The organism is Streptomyces sp. NBC_00273 (assembly GCF_036178145.1).
Classification (GTDB): Bacteria; Actinomycetota; Actinomycetes; order Streptomycetales; family Streptomycetaceae; genus Streptomyces.
This window is the reverse complement of sequence record NZ_CP108067.1, coordinates 9029555-9052215: the sequence shown is the minus strand read 5'-3', so window position 1 is coordinate 9052215 and position 22661 is coordinate 9029555. Positions and strand designations below refer to the sequence as shown.

Here is a 22661-nt window from a genome sequence, read left to right as displayed (position 1 = left end):
ATCCCGTCGACCTCCCCCGCCGGTCCCGCCACCGGACGGGGACCCGCAGCGAATCTGGAGCACGATGTCCATGACCGAGCGTCCTTCCCAGCGCCTCCCCCTCACCGGGGCCCAGACCGGTGTCTGGTACGGCCAGCGGCTCGACCCCGACTCCCCGGTCTACAACGTCGGCCAGTACGTCGAGATCGACGGCCCGCTGGACGCCGGTCTGTTCGTGACGGCGCTGCGGCGGACGGTCGCCGAGAGCGAGGCGCTCACGGCGCGTTTCGCGGAGGACCCCGACGGCGAGCCGTACCAGGTCGCCCGGAGCGGCCCGGCCGCCGGACCGCTGGTCGCCGTGCTCGACCACACCGGCCAGGACGACCCGTACGGCACCGCGCTGTCCCTCATGCGCACCGACATGGCCCGCCCGGTGGACCCGGTCCGGGACTCCCTGTACGTGTTCACGCTGCACAAGGTCGGCCCGGACCGCACCCTCTGGTACCAGCGGGCCCATCACATCGTGCTGGACGCCTTCGGGTTCTCCCTGCTCTCGCGCCGCACCGCCGAGGTCTACACGGCTCTCGCCGGGGGCGCGGAGCCCACGCCCGACGCCTTCGGCGGGCTCGAGGCGATCCTCGCCGAGGAGCACGCCTACCGCTCCTCCCCGCGCTTCACGGAGGACCGCGCCTACTGGCTGGAGCGGCTCGCCGACCACCCCGAGCCGGAACCGCTGAGCGGTGCCCGCTTCCCCGCGGCGCACGCGTTCCTGCGCGACGGCGCCGTGCTGACCCAGCAGGAGACGGCGGGGTTGCTCGCCATCGCCCGCGCGGCCAAGGCCAGTTGGGCCGACGTGATGACCGCCGCGTTCGCCGCCTACCTGCACCGGGCAACCGGCAGCCGGGACGTGCTGCTGTCCGTGCCCGCCATGGCGCGGCTCGGCTCGGCGGCCCTCAAGGTTCCGTCCATGGTCGTCAACGTGCTGCCGCTGCGCGTCGCCGTCCGCCCGCAGACCCCCTTGGCGGAGCTGGTCGCCGCGGTCGCGGCCGACGTCCGCGACCTGCGCCGCCACCAGCGCTACCGCGCCGAGGACATCCGCCGCGACCTCGGACTGTCCGGTCGCGAGCAGGGCCTGTTGGGGCCCATGGTCAACATCAAGGCCTTCGACAACTCCCTCGACTTCGCCGGATCGGCCGGCTCCGTGCACAACGTGGCCGCCGGCCCGGTGGACGACCTGACGCTCGGCGTCCACCACGACGCCGCCGAGGGCCGGATCCGCTTCGAGCTCGACGCCAACCCGCAGGCGTACGACGCCGGGACGCTGGCCGCGCGCCGCTCCGAGTTCTCGCACTTCCTGCGCGAGGCCGCCGCGGCCGGGCCGCAGGCGCCCGTCGGGCGCCCGGACCTGCTCGCGCCGGCCGCCCGTGACGCGCTGCTGCTCGACTGGAACGACACCGACCACCCGGTACCGGCCGGCACCGTCGTCGACGCCTTCGAGCACGCCGCCCGGCTGCACCCCGAGGTTCCCGCCGTGATCGCGGGCGCCGACACCCTGGACTACGCCGCCCTGGACGAGCGCGCCAACCGGCTCGCCCGGCTGCTCATCGGCCGGGGCGCCGGCCCGGAGAGCATCGTCGGCCTCGCCCTGCCCCGGACCGCCGACCTCGTGGTGGCCCTGCTCGCCGTGTTGAAGTCGGGCGCCGCCTATCTTCCGCTCGACCTCGACTACCCCGCCGACCGGCTGGAGTTCATGGTCGAGGACGCCCGCCCGCTGTGCGTCCTGACCACCTTGGACCACGCGGCCGCCGCCCCGGTCGTGGACGGGGTCGAAACCGTCGTCCTCGACGCCCCCGACGCCCTCACCGAGCTCGCCGACGCCGCCGCCTGCGCCCCCGCGGACGCCGACCGCACCGCGCCGCTGACCGGTGACCACCCCGCGTACGTGATCTACACCTCCGGGTCCACGGGCCGCCCCAAGGGGGTCGTCGTCCCGCACGCGGCCCTGGCCAACTTCCTGCACATGCAGGCCCGCGCACTCGAACTGGCCGCCTCACAGCGGCTCGTCGCGGTCACCACCATCTCCTTCGACATCGCCGCCCTGGAGATCCACACCCCGCTGATCAGCGGCGCCACGGTGGTCCTGGCCGACCGCGACACCGTACGGGACCCGGCCGCGCTGGCCACGCTCGTCGATGCCCACCGCCCCTCCGTCATGCAGGCCACGCCGTCGCTGTGGCACGCCCTGCTGGAGGACGGCCGGCCGGCCTCGCTCGGCGGCACCCGGGTGCTCGTCGGCGGCGAGGCGCTGCCCGCCGCGCTCGCCGAACGCCTCGCGCGCACCGCGCGCTCGGTCACCAACGTGTACGGCCCGACCGAGGTCACCGTCTGGGCGACCTCCAGCCGGCTCGACCCCGCGCACCTCGGGGTCCCGGACATCGGGGTGCCGTTCTGGAACACCCGCGCCCATGTCCTCGACGGGGCCCTGCGCCCGGTCGGCGTCGGCCGTCCCGGGGAGCTGTACCTCGCCGGGGACCAGCTGGCCCGGGGGTACCTCGGCCGGCACGCGCTGACGGCGGAACGTTTCGTCGCCGACCCGTACGGGCCGGCCGGCAGCCGGATGTACCGCACCGGCGACCTCGTACGCCGCCGCGCGGACGGCCGGATCGCCTTCCTCGGCCGCGTCGACGACCAGGTCAAGCTGCGCGGCTTCCGCATCGAACTCGGCGAGATCGAGAGCGCGCTGACCACCGGCGAGGGAGTCGACCGGGCCGTCGCCCTGGTCCGCGAGGACCTCCCCGGCTTCCCGCACCTCGTCGGCTACGTCACCCCGGCCGCCCAGGGCCCCGCCCCCGACGCGGCGGGCCTGCGCCGGGCGCTGGCCGAGCGGCTGCCCGAGTACATGGTCCCGTCCGCCGTGGTCGTCCTCGACGCCTTCCCGCTGACCGCCAACGGGAAGATCGACCGCCGCTCCCTGCCCGCCCCCGACCTCGCGGCGCTGGCCGGCAGCGGGTCGCGCGCCCCGCGGGGCGCCCGCGAGGAGATCCTCTGCGGGGTCTTCGCCGACGTGCTCGGACTGGAAACCGTGGGCCCCGACGACGACTTCTTCACCCTCGGCGGCCATTCGCTGCTCGCCGCGCGGGTGATCGCCCGGGTGCGTACGGCCCTGGGCACCGAGTGCGGAATCCGGGACGTGTTCGAGGCGCGCACCGTGGCCGCGCTCGCCGCGCTGCTGGCCGGGCGCACGGCCGCCGCCCGTCCGGCGCCCGTCGCGGGTCCGCGCCCCGATCCGCTGCCGCTCTCGTACGCCCAGCAGCGCCTGTGGTTCGTGCACCAGGTGGAGGGCGCGAGCGCCACCTACAACATCCCGTTCGTGGTGCGGTTCGACACGGCGCTCGACGCGGACGCCCTGGACGCGGCCCTGCGCGACGTGGCCGGCCGCCACGAGACCCTGCGCACCGTGTTCGGGGAGCGGGACGGAGAGCCGTACCAGCGGGTGCTGGACCTGGCGGATGCCGGGGTGCGGCTGCACGTCAACGACGTGGCCGCCGACGCGTTCGAGGCCGCCGTGCGGGACGCGCTGGGTCACCTCTTCGACCTGTCCGGGGAGGCCCCGCTGCGGGTGACGCTGGTGCGCGACGGGGCGAGCGGGGAACACGCCCTGGTGGTCCTGCTGCACCACATCGCGAGCGACGAGTGGTCGATGGGGCCGTTCCTGCGCGACCTGGAGCGGGCGTACGCGGCCCGGTGCACCGGCGAGGACCCGGAGCTCGGGGTCCCGGCCGTGCAGTACGGCGACTTCGCGCTGTGGCAGCGGGAGCTGCTGGGCCGGACGCGGACCGACGGTTCGCTCGCCGCGATGCAGGCGGCGTACTGGCGCGGGGCCCTGGCGGAGCTGCCGCCGGAGGCCGGGCTGCCGGCCGACCGGGTGCGCCCGGCGGTGGCCGACCCGGCCGGTGCCGTGGTCTTCAAGGCGGTGCCGCGCGAGCTGGCGGCCGCGGTGCGCTCGCTGGCCCGCGAAACCGGCACCAGCGTGTTCATGGTCGTGCACGCGGCCGTGGCCGCGGTGCTGCACCGGCTCGGCGCGGGCGAGGACATCGTGCTCGGCAGCCCGGTCGCCGGGCGGAGCGACAGCGCGCTCGACGAGCTCGTCGGCTTCTTCGTCAACACGGTGGTGCTGCGCACGGACCTGTCCGGCGACCCGTCCTTCACGGAGCTGCTGGACCGGGTGCGCACGGCCGACCTGGCCGCGCTCGACCACGCCGACCTGCCCTTCGACACGGTGGTGGAGGAGGTCAACCCACAGCGCTCGCTCGCCCGCCACCCGCTGTTCCAGACGATGGTCTCGCACAGCACCGTGACCCAGGACGTGGCGAACCTGTTCGGGCAGCCGGCCCGGGTGGACCGGGTGGATCCCGGGGTGACCAAGTTCGACCTCGACATCACCTTCTCGGACGCGGCCCACGGCGAGGACCTCGAACTGGAGGTGTTCTACGCGACCGCGCTGTTCGACCGCGCGACCGTGGACACCTTCGTCCGGCGCCTGCTGCGCGCCCTCGCCGCTGCGGTGGCGGCCCCGGCGGACCCGGTGTCCTGGTGGGAGCTGCGGGACGAGGCCGAGCGGGCCCGGCTGGCCCGCTGGAACGACACGGACCGGCCGGTGGAGCCGGGTGCGGTGACGGAGGTGTTCGCGGCCCGGGCGGCCGCGGCCCCCGACGCGGTGGCCGTGGTCGCCGGGGAGCAGCGCCTCACCTTCGCCGAACTGGGGGACCGCGCGGGCCGGCTGGCGGCCGTCCTGGCCGAGCGCGGTGTCGGCCCGGACGCGGTGGTGGCCCTGGCCGTCCCGCGCTCCGCCGACACCGTGGTGGCCACGCTCGCCGTCCTGAAGGCGGGCGGTGCCTACCTGCCGCTGGACCTGGACCACCCGGCCGAGCGGATCGCGTTCATGCTCGGCGACGCCGACCCCGTGTGCGCGGTGACCACCCGGGCGGTCGCGGACCGGCTGCCCGGCGTGGACCTGGTGGTGCTGGACGAGCCGGCGACGGTGGAGGCGCTGGCCGCCGCCGTGCCCGGGGCGGACGTCACCGTGGACCCCGAGCACGCCGCGTACGTCATCTACACCTCCGGTTCCACCGGCCGCCCCAAGGGGGTCGTGCTCCGGCACGCCGGTCTGACCCGGCTCTTCCGCGACCACGAGCGGGAGTTGTACCTGCCGGTCGCCGAGCGGCTCGGGCGCCGGGTACGGGCGCTGCACACTGCTTCCTTCTCCTTCGACTCCTCGTGGGAGCAGTTGCTGTGGCTGGTGGCCGGGCACGAGCTGCACGTCCTGGACGAGTACGGGCGCCGGGACGCCGACGCGGTCGTGGCGTACGTGCGCGCGCAGCGGATCGACGCGCTCGACGTCACCCCCTCGTACGGCCGGCAGCTGGTCGACGCCGGCCTGCTGGCGGGCGAGTGGCGGCCGCCGCTGTTCCTGCTGGGCGGCGAGGCGGTGCCGCCCGCGTTGTGGGAGGAGCTGCGCGCCGCCTCGGGGGTGGAGGTCGTCAACTACTACGGGCCCACCGAGTTCACGGTGGACGCGCTGGTGGCGCGGGTGGACGACTGCGCCTCGCCCGTGGTGGGCCGGCCGCTCGACAACAGCCGGGCGCACGTGCTGGACGGCCGGCTGCGGTCGGTGCCCGTGGGCGTACCGGGTGAGCTGTACCTGGCGGGTGAGCAGAGCGCCCGTGGCTACTTGGGCCGGTCCGCCCTCACGGCGGAACGTTTCGTCGCAGATCCGTTCGGTTCCCCGGGCGCCCGGATGTACCGTACGGGCGATCTCGTACGGTGGCGGGCCGACGGCCTGCTGGAGTTCCTCGGCTGGGTCGACGACCAGGTCAAGATCCGTGGCTTCCGGGTGGAGCCGGCCGAGGTGGAGGCCGAACTCGCCGCCCTGGACGGGGTCACCTCGGCCGCCGTGGTGGTCCGCGAGGACACCCCGGGCCTGCCGCGGCTCGTCGGCTACGTCACGGGCCCGGCCGATCCGGTCCGGCTGCGCGCCGAGCTGTCCGCGCGGCTGCCCGAACACCTGGTTCCGGCCGCCGTGATGGTGCTGCCGGTGCTGCCGACCAACGTGAACGGCAAGCTCGACAAGGCGGCGCTGCCGGTTCCGGTCGTGGCGGCCGACACCTCCGGGCGGGCCCCGCGCGGGGCCGCCGAGGAGCGGCTCGCCGAGGTCTTCGCCCAGGTGCTGGGCGTCCCCCGGGTCGGCGCCGACGAGGACTTCTTCCGGCTCGGCGGGCACTCCTTGTTGGCCACCCGCGTGGTGGCCCGGATCCGAACGGCGCTGGGCACCGAGTGCTCGGTGCGGGACGTCTTCGAGCTGCGCACGGTCGCGGCGCTCGCCGAGCGACTGGCCGGCCGCCGCGCGGCGGTCCGTCCGGTGCTCGCATCGGGTCCGCGCCCGGAGCGGCTGCCCCTGTCGCACGCCCAGGCCCGGCTGTGGTTCCTGCACCGGATGGAAGGCGCGAACGCGACGTACAACATCCCGCTGGCCCTGCGGCTGCGCGGGGAGCTGGACCCGGCCGCGCTGGAGGCGGCCGTGCGGGAGGTGACGGCCCGGCACGAGGCACTGCGCACCGTGTTCGCGGAGGATGCCGAGGGCCCGTACCAGCGGGTGTTGGAGCCTTCGGAGGCGGTCGTGCCCTTCACGGTGGCCGATGTCGAGCCGGCCGATCTGGGCCGGAGCCTCGACGCGGCGGCCGGTCACGCCTTCGACCTCGAGACCGAGACGCCGCTGCGGGTGACCGTGCTGCGCACCGCCGCCGACGAGCAGGTGCTGCTCCTGCTGCTGCACCACATCGCCGGTGACGAGTGGTCGGCCGGCCCGCTGCTCGCCGATCTGGCCGCCGCCTACGCGGCCCGGTGCGCGGGCGAGGTCCTGGAGACCGCGCCGCCCGCGGTCCAGTACGCGGACTACGCCCTCTGGCAGCGCGAGCTGCTGGGCGACCCCGCCGCTGCCGGGTCGGTGGCGCACGGTCAGGCGGAGTTCTGGCGGGAGGCCCTGGCGGGGCTGCCGCAGGAGCTGACGCTGCCGCTCGACCGACCGCGCCCGGCCCGCCCCACGCACGAGGGCCGGACCGTGACCGCGGCCCTGCCGCCCGAACTCGTGGCGGAGCTGGAGGCCCTGGCCGGGGAGCGGGGCACCACGATGTACACGGTGGTGACCGCCGCCGTCGCGGCGCTGCTGCACCGGCTCGGCGCGGGTGAGGACGTCCCGCTGGGCAGTCCGGTGGCGGGGCGCGGCGAGGAGGCCCTGGACGAGCTGGTCGGGTTCTTCGTGAACACCCTGGTCATCCGGGCCGACCTGGCGGGCGAGCCCTCCTTCGCCGAACTGCTGCGCCGGACCGCCGCCTTCGGAGCGGCCGCCCTCGCCCACGCCGACCTGCCCTTCGACGCGGTCGTCGAGGCGGTCAACCCGGAGCGCTCGCTGTCGCGCCACCCGCTGTTCCAGACGATGGTGGCCTACGAGGACGGCGGCGCCGAGCCGCTGCGCGCCCTCGGCTCCCTGGCGGCCGAGGAGTTCCCGGTCGCGGCGGGAGACGCCAAGTTCGACCTGGAGATCCTCTTCCGCCGCACCGCGGGCACCGCCGGCTCGCCCGCTGCGATGACCTGCGGGGTGCGGTACGCGACCGACCTGTTCGACGCGGAGACCGTACGGTCCCTGTTGGCCCGGCTGCTGCGGCTGCTCGGCGCGGCCGCGGCGACCCCGGAAGTCCCGCTGGCCGCGCTGGAACTGCTGGACCCCGCCGAGCGCGCCCAGGTGCTGGACGGGTGGAACGACACCGCCCGACCGGTGGCTCCGCAGACCCTGGACTCGCTGGCCGCGGCCGGCTCCCGGCGCGATCCGCTGGCCACGGCCCTCGTCTTCGAGGGGCGGGAGCTGTCGCGCGCCGACTTCGAGGAGCGGGTGAACCGGCTGGCGCGGCTGCTGATCGGCTCCGGGGTCGGACCCGAGTCGGTGGTGGCCGTGGCCCTGCCGCGCTCCTTCGACCTGGTGGTCGCCCTGCACGCGGTGGTCCGGGCCGGCGGCGCCTACCTGCCGCTCGACCTCGGCCTGCCGACCGAGCGCCTGGCGTACATGGCGGAAACGGCCGCTCCGGTCTGCCTGCTGACGGACCTGCCCTCGCTGGGGGCGCTGCCGGGGCTGCCCGACACCGAGATCCTCGTCCTGGACGCGCCGGAGCGGGCGGCCGAGCTCGCCGCGCTGCCGGGCGGTCCGGTCGCGGACGCGGAGCGGCGCGCGCCCCTGCTCCCCCGCCACCCCGCCTACGTGATCTTCACCTCCGGCTCCACCGGTATGCCCAAGGGGGTGCTGGTCGAGCATGCGGCGATCGTCAACCGGCTGCGCTGGATGCAGGACGCGTACGGTCTGGACTCCACCGACCGGGTGCTCCAGAAGACCCCGGCGAGCTTCGACGTGTCGGTGTGGGAGTTCTTCTGGCCGCTCGCCGAGGGCGTCCCGCTGGTCATCGCCCGTCCCGAAGGCCACAAGGACCCGGGCTACCTGGCCGAGCTGATCCGCGAACAGCGCGTGTCCGTGCTGCACTTCGTCCCGTCGATGCTCGCCGCCTTCCTGGGCGAGGCCGAGGTCGCCGACTGCCCGTCCCTGCGCCTGGTCGTGTGCAGCGGTGAGGCGCTGCCCAGCGAGCTCGTCGCCCGCTTCCACGCCTCCGCTCCCAGTGGCGCGACCCGCCTGGCCAACCTGTACGGCCCCACCGAGGCGGCCGTCGACGTCACCGCCGCGGACTGCCCGGCGGCCGGAGCGGGGGCGGATGCCGCTTCCGCCTCCATCGGCAGCCCCGTGTGGAACACCCGGGTGTACGTCCTGGACGCCCGGCTGCGGCCGGTGCCCGTCGGGGTCCCCGGCGAGCTGTACCTGGCCGGCGTCCAGCTGGCCCGCGGCTACCTGGGCCGCCCCGCGCTGACCGGCGAACGCTTCGTCGCCGACCCGTACGGCGCCCCCGGCACCCGGATGTACCGCACGGGCGACGTGGTGCGCTGGAGCCGGGACGGGAGGCTGGAGTACCTCGGTCGCACCGACGACCAGGTCAAGCTGCGCGGGTTCCGCATCGAACTGGGTGAGATCCAGGCCGTGCTCGGCGGCTCCCCGGGCGTCGCGCAGGCAGCCGTCGTCGTCCGTGAGGACCAGCCCGGCGTGCCCCGCCTGGTGGCCTACGCGGTACCCGCGCCCGGCGCCACCGTCGACCCTGCGGCCCTGCGCACCCTGGCCGCCGCCCGGCTGCCCGAGTACATGGTCCCGTCCGTGGTGGTGCCGCTCGAGGCGCTGCCGACGACGGCCAACGGCAAGCTGGACCGGCGGGCGCTGCCCGCGCCGGCCGCACCGGTCACGGGTGCCTCGCGGGCGCCGCGCGACGCCCGCGAGGAGATCCTCGCGGGGATCCTGGCCGACGTACTGGGCCTGGACTCGGTCGGTGTGGAGGACGACTTCTTCGCGCTCGGCGGCCATTCGCTGCTCGCCGCCCGCGCCGTGAGTCGCTTCCGGGCCGCCTTGGACGTGGACTGCGCCATCCGCGACCTCTTCGAGACGCGGACGGTCGCCGCGCTGTCCGCCCTCCTCGCGGAGCGCACCGGCGGGGGGCGCCCGCGCCTCGCGGCGGCCGCCGCGAGGCCCGAGCGGCTGCCGTTGTCCTTCGCGCAGCGCAGGTTGTGGCTGCTGGACAGCGTGCGCGGTCCGAGCACCACCTACAACGTGCCGCTCGCGGTGCGGCTGCGCGGTCCGGTGGACGCGGCGGCCCTGGAGGCGGCGGTGGGCGATCTGGTCGCCCGCCACGAGAGCTTGCGGACCGTGTTCCGTGAGCACGAGGGCGAGCCGTACCAGGTGGTCCTGCCGGCCGAGCGGGCCGGTGCGGCGCTGACCGTGCGCGAGGTGGCGGCGGAGCGGCTTGAGGAGGAGGCGGTCCGCGCCGGCGGGCACGTCTTCGACCTGGCCGCCGAGCCGCCGGTGCGGGTGACGCTGCTGCGGGCCGCTGCCGACGACCACCTGCTGGTGGTGCTGGTGCACCACATCGCGACGGACGAGGGTTCGGCCGGCCCCCTGCTGGCGGACCTGGACCGGGCGTACGCCGCCCGGTCGGCGGGCGCGGAGCCCGTTCTCGCCCCGCTGCCGGTGCAGTACGCCGACTTCGCGCTGTGGCAGCGGGAGTTGCTCGGCGACGCCGGCGACCCGGAGTCGGTGGCGGGCCGGCAGGCCGCGTACTGGCGGCGGGCGCTGGCCGGCGCCCCCGCGGAGCTGGCGCTGCCCGCCGACCGGCCGCGGCCGGCGGTCCCCGCGTACGAGGGGGACGTGGTGACCTTCGAGGTCCCGGCGCGGACCGGGGCGGGGCTGGCGCGGATCGCCCGGGAGGGCGGGGCGACGCTGTTCATGGTGGCGCACGCGGCCGTCGCGGCGCTGCTGCACCGGCTGGGCGCGGGTGAGGACGTCCCGCTGGGCAGTCCGGTGTCGGCACGGGAGGGCGAGGAGCTCGACGGGCTCGTCGGCTACTTCCTCAACACGCTGGTGCTGCGCGCCGATCTGTCCGGGGACCCGAGCTTCGCCGAGCTGGTGGCGCGGGTGCGGGACACCGGGCTGGCGGCCTTCGCCCACGGCGATCTGCCGCTGGAGGCGGTGGTCGAGGCGGTGGATCCGGAGCGCTCCCGTTCGCGCAACCCGCTGTTCCAGACGATGGTGACCTACCACTCCACGGACGGTGCGGTTCCGGAGCTGTTCGGGCTGCCGGCGCGGGAGTTCACGGTGGAGACCGGCGGCGCCAAGTTCGACCTGGAGATCGCCTTCGGGGCCTCCCAGGAGCACGGGGCGATCGCGGGCGGCATCCGCTTCGCGACCGACCTCTTCGACCGTACGACCGTCGAACTGCTGGCCCGGCGGCTGCTGTTGCTGCTGGACGCGGTCGTGGAGGCGCCGGACCGGCCGGTCTCGGCGGTCGAGGTGCTCGACCCGGCGGAGCGGGAGCTCGCGCTGAACGGCTGGAACGACACCGACCGTGCCCCGGGCGGACCGCGGACGCTGGCCGCTCTGGTGGCGGCGGGAGCGAAGGAGGAGACCGGCCCCGCACTGGTCTTCGAGGGGCGGGAGCTGTCGCGCGCCGACTTCGAGGAGCGGGTGAACCGGCTGGCGCGGCTGCTGATCGGCTCCGGGGTCGGACCCGAGTCGGTGGTGGCCGTGGCCCTGCCGCGCTCCTTCGACCTGGTGGTCGCCCTGCACGCGGTGGTCCGGGCCGGCGGCGCCTACCTGCCGCTCGACCTCGGCCTGCCGACCGAGCGCCTGGCGTACATGACCCGTACCGCCCAGCCCGTCCTGATACTTACCGACACCCTGTCGGGAACTCTGCTCTCCCCCGAAGTGGGCAGGGAGCGGGTCCTGTTGGACTCCCCCCGCGTCCGGTCCCGCCTGGCCGCGCTGGACGGCTCGGACCTGGCCGAGGCGGAGCGGCGCGCGCCCCTGCTGCCCCACCATCCCGCTTACGTGATCTTCACCTCCGGCTCCACCGGTATGCCCAAGGGCGTGCTGGTCGAGCACGCGGGGATCGTCAACCGGCTGCAGTGGATGCAGGGCGCCTACGGCCTGCGCCGGGGAGACCGGGTGCTCCAGAAGACCCCGGCGAGCTTCGACGTGTCGGTGTGGGAGTTCTTCTGGCCGCTCGCCGAGGGCGTCCCGCTGGTCATCGCCCGTCCTGACGGGCACAAGGACCCGCTGTACCTCGCCGAGCTGATCCGCGCACAGCGCGTGTCGGTCCTGCACTTCGTCCCCTCGATGCTCGCCGCCTTCCTCGGGGAGAGCGCCATCGCCGACTGCCCCGCACTGCGCCTGGTCGTGTGCAGCGGCGAGGCGCTGCCCAGCGAGCTCGTCACCCGCTTCCACGCCTCGGCCGCCGGCGCCCCGGTGGCACTGGAGAACCTCTACGGCCCCACGGAGGCGGCCGTCGACGTCACCTCCGGTGCCTGCACGGAGCTCACCGCCGCCGAAGGACGGGCCTCGGCCTCCATCGGCCTGCCGGTGTGGAACACCCGCGTGTACGTGCTCGACGAGCGGCTGCGGCCGGTGCCCGTCGGGGTCCCCGGCGAGCTGTACCTGGCCGGCGTCCAGCTGGCCCGCGGCTACCTCGGCCGCCCCGCGCTGACCGGCGAACGCTTCGTCGCCGACCCGTACGGCGCCCCCGGCACCCGGATGTACCGCACGGGCGACCTCGTACGCCGCCTCGCCGACGGCCGGCTCGACTACCTCGGCCGCACCGACGACCAGGTCAAGCTGCGCGGGTTCCGCATCGAACTCGGAGAGATCGAGGCGGTCCTGACCGGCGCGCGGGAGGTGGACCGGGCCGCGGTCGTGGTCCGGGAGGACCAGCCCGGCGTACGCCGCCTGGTGGCCTACGCGGTCCCGGCGCCCGGCGCGACCGTTGACCCTGCGGCCCTGCGCACCCTGGCCGCCGCCCGCCTACCCGAGTACATGGTCCCGGCCGTGTTCACCGTGCTGGAGCAGCTGCCGCTGTCGGCCAACGGCAAGCTGGACCGACGGGCGCTGCCCGCGCCGGTGATCGCCGTACCGGCCGCACCGCTCCCGCAGGCCGCTCAGGTCCCCGCCGGGACCCCCGAGCAGATCCTGTGCGCCCTGATGGGCGAGGTGCTGGGCCTGCCCGAGGTGGGCCCCGACGCCAACTTCTTCGAGCTCGGCGGCGACAGCATCGTCTCCATCCGGCTGGTGGGGCTGGCCCGCAAGGCCGGGCTGACCGTCTCCGCCCGGCAGGTCTTCACGCACCCGACCCCGGCCGCACTGGCCTCGGTGGCCACGGTGCCCGAAGGTGCGGCCGCACCCGCCGCCCGTACGGCCGGCGCGGGCCCCGGCCCGCTGCCGCTGCCCCCGGTGGCCGCCTGGCTGGCCGAACGGGGCGGCCCGTTCGCCTCGTTCGCGCAGGCCCGGCTGGTCCGGCTGCCCGCCGGGGTCCGGCGCCCGCACCTCACCGCCGCGCTGCAGGCCGTACTGGACCACCACGACGGGCTGCGCCAGCTGCTGACCGTGCCCCGCCCCGGGGTGTGGAGTGCGGAGATCCGCCCGGTGGGTGCGGTGGACGCCGCCGCCGTCCTGGAGGGCGTGGACGCGGCGGGCCTGTCGGAGGCCGCCCTGCGCCAGCTGGTCACCGCCGAGTCCGAGCGCGTCTGGCGGCTGCTGGATCCCGAATCGGGGGCGCTGGTGCGCGCCGTGCACCTCGACCGGGGTCCGGCCGAGCCGGGCCGGCTCCTGCTGGTCGCCCACCACCTCGCGGTGGACGAGGTGTCCTGGCAGATCCTGCTGCCCGACCTCCAGGCGGCCCACGAGGGCGCCGCCGCGGGCCGGACACCGGCCCTGGAGCCGGTCGGGACCCCGCTGCGGGCCTGGACCACGCACCTGCTGGCCGAGGCGCAGAGCCCGCGCCGCACCGCCGAGCTGGACCGCTGGCTGGCCGCCGCCCCGGGTGGGCCGCTGCTCGCCGGACGTCCGCTGGACCCGGGCACCGACACGGCGGCCACCGCGCGCCGGCTGTCCGTACGGATCTCCGCCGAGCGCACGGCACCGCTGCTCCAGGCCGTTCCGGCCGCCTTCCACGGCACGGTCGGGGACACCCTGCTGAGCGCGCTGGTGCTGGCGGTCGGCGACTGGGCGACCCGCTCGGGCCGGCCCCGGCCGGACGGGTTCACGGTGGACCTGGAGGGTCACGGCCGGGAGCAGGAACTGCTGCCGGGCGCCGACCTCACCCGCACGGTGGGCTGGCTGACCAGCATCCACCCGCTGCGGTTGCCGGTGGGCGCGTACGACCCGGCGGCGGTCGCCGCCGGACGCACGGACGCCGGGGCGCTGCTCAAGGAGGTCAAGGAGCTGCTGCGGGCCGTGCCCGACGGCGGGCTCGGCGCCGGCCTGCTCCGGTACAACAACCCGGCCACGGCACGCCTGTTCGACCCGACGGCCCGGGCCGAGATCCTGTGGAACTACCTGGGCCGGCAGACCGGCCGGGCCGATTCCGCCTGGGGCCCGGCCCCGGAGGCGGACGCCCTGTCCGCCCGCCCCGACCCGGCGATGCCGCTCTCCCACGTACTGGAGATCACCGCGGAGATCACCGACGGGGACGGCGGGCCGGAACTCACCGCGCACTTCACCTGGGCGGGCGAGGCGCTCTCCCAGGACACCGTGGGGCAGCTCGCGGACGGCTGGACGGCCGCCGTGGACGCCCTCGCCGCCTGGGCCGACGGCGGCACGTCCGCGGGGCACACCCCCTCGGACCTCGACCTGGTCGATCTCGACCAGGACCAGATCACCATGCTCGAAGAAATGTGGAGGGCCCAGCAGTGACGCAGGCTCGAATCGAGGACATGCTTCCGCTGTCCCCCTTGCAGCAGGGCATGCTGTTCCATTCCGTCTACGACGCGAGCGCGCCGGACGTGTACACGGTGCAGGTCTCCGTGTCGCTGGCCGGCCCCGTCGACGCGGACCGGATGGAGCGGGCGGGCGCGGCGCTGCTGCGCCGCCACCCCAACCTGCGGGCCGGCTTCTGGCACGAGGGGGTGCCGCAGCCGGTGCAGTTCGTGCCGGCCGAGGTGACCTTCGTGCTCGGCCGGGCGGACCTGTCGGCGGACCCCTCCCAGGCCGCCGTGCGGCGGGTGGAACGGGCCGAGCTGGACCGCCGGTTCGAGCTGCACCGGCCGCCGCTGCTGCGGCTGCTGCTGGTGCGCCGGGGCCGAGGCGACCACCTCCTGGTGGTCACCGTGCACCACATCCTGGTCGACGGCTGGTCGATGCCGCTGCTCGTCGGGGACCTCCTCGCGCTGTACGAGAACGACGGCGATTCCTCGGCCCAGCAGCCGGTGCGCCCCTACCGCGACTACCTCAAGTGGCTGAAGGCGCAGGACGTGCCGGCCGCCGAGGGCGCCTGGCGGACCTCGCTGGCCGGGCTGGACGAGGCCGTGCTGGTGGCCCCGGCCGACGCCTCCCGTACGGCGGTGCGGCCCGGTGTGCACCGCGTGGAGCTGTCCGAGGCGGCCACCGCCCGGCTGACGGCGGCGGCGCGCTCGCTGGGCACCACGCCCAGTACGGTGATCCAGGCGGCCTGGGGGCTGCTGCTCGGCAGCCTGACGGGCCGCCGGGACGTGGTCTTCGGGCTGACGGTCGCGGGCCGGCCCGAGGAGATCCCCGGCGTCGAGTCGATGGTCGGACTGTTCATCACCACCGTCCCGGTGCGGCTCACGGCGCGGCCGTGGGAGAGCGTCGCGGACCTGCTGAGACGGTTCCGGGACGAGCAGAACGCCCTGCTCGCCCAACACCACTTGGGCCTGCGCCTGATCCAGAAGCAGGCGGGCGGCGGCGAGCTGTTCGACACCCTCGTCGTCATCGAGAACTATCCGGTGGACCCCTCCGCCCGCCCGGCGCTGTCCGACGGGGTGCGGGTGACGGGCGTCGAGGCCCGGGACGGCACGCACTACCCGCTCACCCTGTCCGTGTCCCTGGACGAGCGGGCCGAACTGGCCCTGGAGTACCGGCCGGACCTCTTCGACGCCCGGACCGCCGCCCGGGTGGCCGAGCGGTTCACCGCCCTGCTGGACCAGGTCGCCGGCGACCCGGGCCGCCCGGTGGGCACGCTGGAGCCGCTGACCGCCGCCGACCGCGCGGAGCTGCGTACCGCGGAAGCGGGCGCCGCGCGGGACGTGGCCGACGGTAAGGTCGCCGACCGGTTCGCCGCGCAGGCCGCCGCGACGCCGGACGCGTGCGCCGTGGTTGCGGGACCCGACCGGCTGACCTTCGCGGAACTCGACGACCGGGTGGACCGACTGGCCGCGCTGCTGGCCGCGCGCGGCGCCGGACCCGAGTCGGTGGTGGCGCTGGCCGTACCGCGCTCGGCCGCGTCGGTGGTGGCCGTCCTGGCCGTCCTGAAGTCGGGGGCCGCCTACCTGCCGCTGGACCTGGACTACCCCGCCGAGCGGATCGCCCTGATGCTGGACGACGCGGCGCCGGTGTGCGTGCTGACCACAGAGGCGGCGCTCGCACTGCTGCCCGCCGCGGCGGCGGGCGGACCGGCCCGGATCGTCTTGGACGCGGCGCGGACGACCGCGGAACTCGCCTCGCTCGGCGGGGGTTTCCGGCCGCCTCGCACGGAGTCCGGGCACCCGGCCTACGTGATCTACACCTCCGGGTCCACGGGCCGCCCCAAGGGCGTCGTCCTGACCCACGGCGGTCTGTCGAACCTGTACGCCAACCACATCGCGGACGTCTTCGCCCCCGCCGTCGCGGCGGCCGGCGGGCGGCCGCTGCGGGCCCTGCACACCGCCTCCTTCAGCTTCGACACCTCGTGGGAGCAGCTGTTCTGGCTGGTCTCGGGCCACGAGCTGCACGTCCTGGACGAGATCGGCCGCCGCGACGCCGAGTTCACGGTCGGCTACGTCCGCGAGCACCGGATCGACGCCATGGACGTGACGCCCACCTACGCCGGCGCCCTGCTGGAGTGGGGGCTGCTGAGCCGTTCGCACCACCGGCCGGGGCTGCTGCTGCTGGGCGGCGAGGCCGTTCCCGAGGCGCTGTGGACCGAGGTCCGGGCGGCGCCCGGGGTCATGTCGGTGAACCTGTACGGACCCACCGAGTACACGGTGGACGCCCTCGGCGCCGACCTGGCCGACTCGACCACCCCGATCGTGGGCCGACCCATCGGCAACACCTGCGCCCGCGTGCTGGACTCCGCCCTGCGGCCCGCGCCGGCCGGGACCCCCGGCGAGCTGTACCTGGCGGGCCACGGACTGGCCCGGGGGTACCTGGGCCGGTTCGCGCTGACCGCCGAGCGGTTCGTGGCCGATCCGTACGGCCCGGCGGGCTCGCGGATGTACCGTACGGGCGACCTCGTACGGCTGCGCGGCGACGGGCAGTTGGAGTTCCTGGGGCGGGCCGACGACCAGGTGAAGGTCCGCGGCTACCGGATCGAGCTCGGCGAGGTGGAGTCGGCCCTGTCCGCGCTGCCCGGGGTCGGGTCCGCCGCCGTGGTGGTCCGCGAGGACACCCCCGGCGTGAAGCGGCTCGTCGGCTACGTGACCGGCCCGGTCGAAGGGTCGGCGCTGCGCGAGGCTCTGGCCTCCGTACTGCCGGACTACATGGTCCCGGCCGCCGTGGTGGTCCTCGGCTCCCTCCCGACGAACGTCAGCGGCAAGCTGGACCGGGGCGCGCTGCCCGCGCCCGAGCTGGGTGCGGCGCAGCTGTCGCGGCCGCCGCGCGACGCCCGCGAGGAGGCGTTGTGCGCCGTCTTCGCGCAGGTGCTGGGGCTCGCCTCGGCGGGGATCGACGACGACTTCTTCGCACTGGGCGGGGACAGCATCGTCTCCATCCAGCTGGTGACCCGGGCCCGCAAGGCCGGCCTGGTCCTCACCCCGCGCGACGTCTTCGAGCAGCGGACCGTGGAGCGGATGGCCGCGGCGGCCCGCAACGCCGGCGACCAAGAGGGCGGTTACCTGGCCTCGGCCGGTCCGCTCGTCACCCTCGACGCCGGGCAGGAGGCCGCGCTGGCTGCGGTGTTCCCGCACGTCGAGGAGGTGCTGCCGCTGGCGCCGCTGCAGGAGGGCCTGTACTTCCACGCCGTCTACGACGACCGGGCCCTCGACGTCTACCTGATGCAGAACTTCGTCGAGCTGCTGCACGCCGTCGACGGGCCCGCCCTGCGCGCCGCCTTCGACACGCTGCTGCGCCGCCACCCCAACCTGCGGTCCGGTTTCTGGCACGAGGGCCTGGACGGCCCGGTGCAGGTGGTCCCGGGCGAGTGGGAGCTGCCGTGGCGGGAGATCGACCTCAGCCATCTCGACCGGGCGGCGCAGGACGAGGCGCTGCGGGAGTTCTCCCTCGCCGACGCGGCGGCCCGGTTCGACCTCGCGGCTCCGCCGCTGCTGCGCGTGGCCCTGATCCGCTTCTCGGCGGAGCGCTGGATGCTGTGCGTGACGCAGCACCACATCCTCACCGACGGCTGGTCGGAGTCGCTGTTCTTCGAGGAACTGTTCGCCCTGTACGGGCACGGCGGCTCGGCGGACGTGCTGGCGCCCGTCACCCCCTACCGGGACTACCTGCGCTGGCTGGCGGCCGTGGACCGGGAGGCCGCCGAGCAGGCCTGGCGCACCCACTTGTCCGGGCTGGACCAGGCCACGCTGGTGGCCCGGGCCGATCCGGACCGGCAGCCGGTGACCGCCGAGGTGGTGGACCTGTCCCTGGACGAGTCGACCAGCGACCGGCTGCGGTCCTTCGCCCGCGGCTGCGGGGTCACCCTGAACACCGTGCTCAGCACGGCCTGGGCTATGGCACTGGCCGGGATGACGGGCCGCGACGACGTGGTGTTCGGTGCCACCGTCTCCGGCCGTCCCGCGGACCTCGCCGGCGTCGACCAGATGATCGGCATGTTCATGAACACGCTGCCGTTCCGGGTCGCCCTGCGCCCCGACGAGCCGCTGCGCGAGCTGATGGTACGGGTGCAGGGCGAGCACGCGGCGCTGCTGCCGCACCACTACGTGGGACTCGGCCCGATCCAGCAGCTGACCGGCCTCGGCCAGCTCTTCGACACCCTGTACGTGTTCCGCAACACGCCGCTGAACGACGCCGCCCGCGAGGAGGCGGTGGCGGCGCACGCGATCGGCTGGACGCACAGCGTCGACGGCACCCACTACCCGCTGACCCTCGCCGTCACCCCCGGCCCGGCGCTGGAGCTGAGCCTCGGCTACCGGCCCGACCTGTACGACGAGGGCACCGCCCGGCACCTGGCGGGCCGGCTCGCGCTGCTGGTGGAGCAGCTCGCCGACGGCGGGTCGGTCCCGGTGGGCCGGCTGGTCACCCTGGACGCGGTGGACCGGGCCGAACTGCTGGCGACCGGCGACGACACGGGCCACGCCGTCCCGGACACCACGGTGATCGACCTGTTCGCCGAGCAGGCCGCGCGGACGCCCGCGCAGACCGCGCTGGTCTTCGAGGACCAGCGGCTCAGTTACGCGGAGCTCGACTCCCGCGCGAACCGGCTGGCCCGGGCCCTGGTGGCGCGGGGTGCGGGGCCGGAGGCCGTGGTGGCCCTCGGGCTGCCCCGGTCGGCCGACTTCGTGGTCGCGCTGTTCGCCGTACTGAAGACCGGCGCGGCCTATCTGCCGCTGGACCTGGACCACCCCGTGGACCGGCTGGGCGCGATGGTGGCGGACGCCGCCCCGCTGTGCTTGGTCACGACCTCCCCGGTGACGGACCGGGTGCCGGTGGTGGAGGGCGTACCGGCGCTGCTGCTGGACGATCCGGCGGTGCTGACCGAGCTGGCCGGACAGCCTGACGGGCCGCTGGCGGAGTCGGAGCTGAAGGGCGTCCGGGACGGCCGGCACCCGGCGTACGTCATCTACACCTCGGGCTCCACCGGGCGGCCCAAGGGGGTCGTGGTCCCCTACTCGGGTCTGACCAACATGCTCCTCAACCACCGCGAGCGGATCTTCGCTCCGGCGGTGGCGCTCGCGGGCGGGCGCCGGATGAAGGTGGCGCACACCGTGTCCTTCGCCTTCGACATGTCCTGGGAGGAGTTCTTCTGGCTGGTCGACGGGCACGAGGTGCACGTCATCGGCGAGGAGCTGCGACTCGACCCGACGGCCCTGACCGCGCACTACGACCGTGTGGGCATCGACGTGGTCAACGTGACGCCGTCCTACGGGCTCCAGCTGGTCGAGGCGGGCCTGCTGGACGCGGACCGGCACCGGCCCACGCTCTTCCTGCTGGGCGGCGAGGCGGTGCCGGACGGGCTCTGGGAGCTGCTGAAGCGCACCGAGGGCACCATGGGCTACAACCTGTACGGCCCGACCGAGTACACGATCAACGCGCTGGGCGCCGATGTCGACGACAGCATCAGCTCGTGCGTCGGGCGGCCGATCTACAACACCCGGGCCTACGTGCTCGACAGTGCGCTGCGGCCGGTACCGGCGGGTGTGGCCGGTGAGCTGTACCTCGCGGGGGCGGGCCTGGCCCGCGGCTACTTCGGGCGGCCGTCGCTGACGGCGGAGCGGTTCGTCGCCGACCCGTTCGGCGAGCCGGGGACGCTGATGTACCGCACGGGCGACCTGGTGCGCTGGCGCGGGGACGCACAGATCGACTACCTCGGGCGCGCCGACGACCAGGTCAAGATCCGCGGGTTCCGCATCGAGCTCGGCGAGGTCGAGTCGGCCGTCGCGGCCGAGCCGGGCATCGCCGCGGCGGCCGTGGTCGTCCACACCGGGCCGACCGGGGTCAAGCGGCTGGTCGCCTACACGGTGGCGTCGGCTTCGGACGCGCCCGAGCCGGCCGCCCTGCGGGCCCGGCTGTCGGCCGCGCTGCCGGAGTACATGGTTCCGTCGGCCTTCGTGGAGCTGTCGGCGCTGCCGCTGACGGTGAACGGCAAGGTGGACCGGGCGGCGCTGCCCGCCCCCGACTTCGGGGACGCGGGCGGCGGCCGGGCGCCGAAGGACGCGCGCGAGGAGCTGCTGTGCGCGATCTTCGCGGACGTGCTGGGCCTGGAGCGGGTCGGCGCCGAGGACAACTTCTTCGAGCTCGGGGGCCATTCGCTGTTGGCGATGCGGCTCGTCGGCCGGATCCGCGCATCGCTCGGCACCCCGGTCCAGGTCGGTGCCGTGATGGCCGCGCCGACGGTGGCCGACCTGGCCGCCCGGATCGGCTCGGACGCCCGCCGGGACGCGCTGCGGGTGCTGATGCCGCTGCGCGAACGGGGCACGGCCGCACCGCTGTTCTGCTTCCACCCCGCGTCCGGTTTCGCCTGGCAGTACACGGGCCTGCTGCGTCACCTGGACGCGGACCGGCCGGTGTACGGGCTCCAGTCGCCGGGGCTCGCGGGAGAACAGCCCGAGGTCGCCGACGTGGCCGCCCTCGCGGAGCTGTACCTGGAGGAGATCCGTACGGTGCAGCCCCAGGGTCCGTACCACTTCCTCGGCTATTCCTTCGGCGGGACCGTGGCGCAGACGCTGGCCGCGCTGCTCCAGGAGCGCGGGGAGGAAGTGGCCTTCCTGGGGCTGCTGGACGCGTACCCGCCGGAGATCGAGGACTGGTCGTACATCGACGCCCCGGACTGGCGCGAGCGGCTGGAGCGCGAGGAGAGCGGCTTCCTGCTCTCGGTGGCCGGGCTCAACCAACCAGAGACGGACGCTCCGGTGGACCGGGCGGAGGCGGTCGGCGCGATCCGCGACAGCCAGGGCCTGCTGGCCGGCTTCGACGAGGCTCTGTTGGGGGCGATCGTCGACACGAACGTGCACTGCGTACGGCTGCTGTCGCGCAGCCGCACCCTCCGCTACCGCGGTGACGTGCTGTTCTTCACCGCGTCCCGGTCCACTCCGGCCGAGGAGGCGCCGGGTCTGGTCTGGCCCGCGCACCTGGACGGTCGGATCGAGGAGCACGTCCTGGACTGCTCGCACGACGACCTGATGTCGCCCGCCGTCCTGGCGCAGATCGGCCCGGTGCTGGCGCGTGCGCTGGCGTCGGGCGGGCCGGCCGCCCGGGACTGACCCGCCGGGCGGGGGCGCTGTACAGCGCCCCCGCCCGCCCCCTCCCCTCCGAGGAAGAGAGACCGTCATCACCCGGGAGTACACGGACGTGGACGGCTTCTGGAAGCGCGGTGTCGTCGGCCTCGACCACCACGAGCCCCAGGGCGACGAGGACGGGGACGCGTCCCCGGCGGACAACGCACCTGCCGCGTAGTGCCGTTCAGCATTTAATTAGGTTAGGCTTACCTAAGAACCGAGAAGGGGGCGGCATGTCCGACCACCGTGTGCCCGGCATCCCCGGGACCAGCGGATTCACCGGCAAGGTCGCGCTCGTCACCGGCGCGGGCCAGGGCATCGGCGAGGCCGTCGTCCGTACGCTGTTCCGCCTCGGCGCCACCGTTGCGGCGACGGACGTCTCGGCGAAGGCCGTCACCGCGCTGGCGGCCGAACTGGACCCGGAGGCCGGACGCGCGCCGGACGCCGGCGACGGGGCCGTCCGCGCCTACGAACTCGACGTCACCGACCCGGCGGCCGTCGACCGCGCCGTCGGGCGGATCGGGCGGGAACTCGGCCCGATCGACGTCCTGGTGAACGTGGCCGGGGTCCTGCGCACCGCACCGGTCGCAGAACTGACCGACGAGGACTGGGCGGCCACCTTCGCGGTCAACGTCCAGGGCGTCTTCTTCACCTCCCGCGCCGTCGTCCCCGGCATGGCGGCCCGCGGCTGCGGCAGCGTGGTCACCGTCGCCTCGAACGCCGCCGGGATCCCGCGCACCGGCATGGCCGCGTACGCCGCCTCGAAGGCCGCGGCCGTCATGTTCACCAAGTGTCTGGGACTGGAGTACGCCCGCAGCGGGGTGCGCTGCAACATCGTGGCGCCCGGCTCCACCGACACCCCGATGCAGTGGGGGCTCTGGACCGACCCGCAGGCGCCCGCCCGCGTGCTGGACGGGGACCTCGCCAGCTACCGGACGGGAATCCCGCTGGGCCGGATCGCCGACCCGCAGGACATCGCGGACGCCGTCGCGTTCCTCGCCTCGGACCAGGCGCGCCACATCACCATGCAGGACCTCTACGTGGACGGCGGAGCCACCCTGCGCTGACCCCGCGGCCGCCCCCGTCCTGCCCCGCGCACTCCGCGCGATCCCCGC

Annotated in this window: 3 protein-coding genes; all 3 read left to right on the top strand. The window is 75.1% G+C overall.

The window, feature by feature from the left end:
- Window positions 1-70: 70 nt before the first annotated feature.
- The 3 genes from OG386_RS40510 (at window position 71) to OG386_RS40500 (ending at window position 22613) form a co-directional block, all read left to right on the top strand.
- Complete coding sequence (locus OG386_RS40510) at window positions 71-14356, top strand: non-ribosomal peptide synthetase (protein ID WP_328792321.1); 14286 nt, start codon at window positions 71-73, stop codon at window positions 14354-14356.
- Between the two features lie 20 nt (window positions 14357-14376).
- Window positions 14377-21531, top strand: coding sequence for an amino acid adenylation domain-containing protein (locus OG386_RS40505; RefSeq protein ID WP_405790585.1), 7155 nt, complete (start codon window positions 14377-14379; stop codon window positions 21529-21531).
- A 248-nt stretch (window positions 21532-21779) separates the two neighbouring features.
- Window positions 21780-22613, top strand: coding sequence for a 2,3-dihydro-2,3-dihydroxybenzoate dehydrogenase (locus tag OG386_RS40500; RefSeq protein WP_328792319.1), 834 nt, complete (start codon window positions 21780-21782; stop codon window positions 22611-22613).
- Window positions 22614-22661: the final 48 nt, after the last annotated feature.

Excerpts from the sequence above, each read along its gene's own strand:
- OG386_RS40500 (WP_328792319.1), top strand. The coding sequence starts at position 21,780 with ATGTCCGACCACCGTGTGCCCGGCATCCCCGGGACCAGCGGATTCACC.
- OG386_RS40510 (WP_328792321.1), top strand. The coding sequence starts at position 71 with ATGACCGAGCGTCCTTCCCAGCGCCTCCCCCTCACCGGGGCCCAGACC.
- OG386_RS40505 (WP_405790585.1), top strand. The coding sequence starts at position 14,377 with ATGCTTCCGCTGTCCCCCTTGCAGCAGGGCATGCTGTTCCATTCCGTC.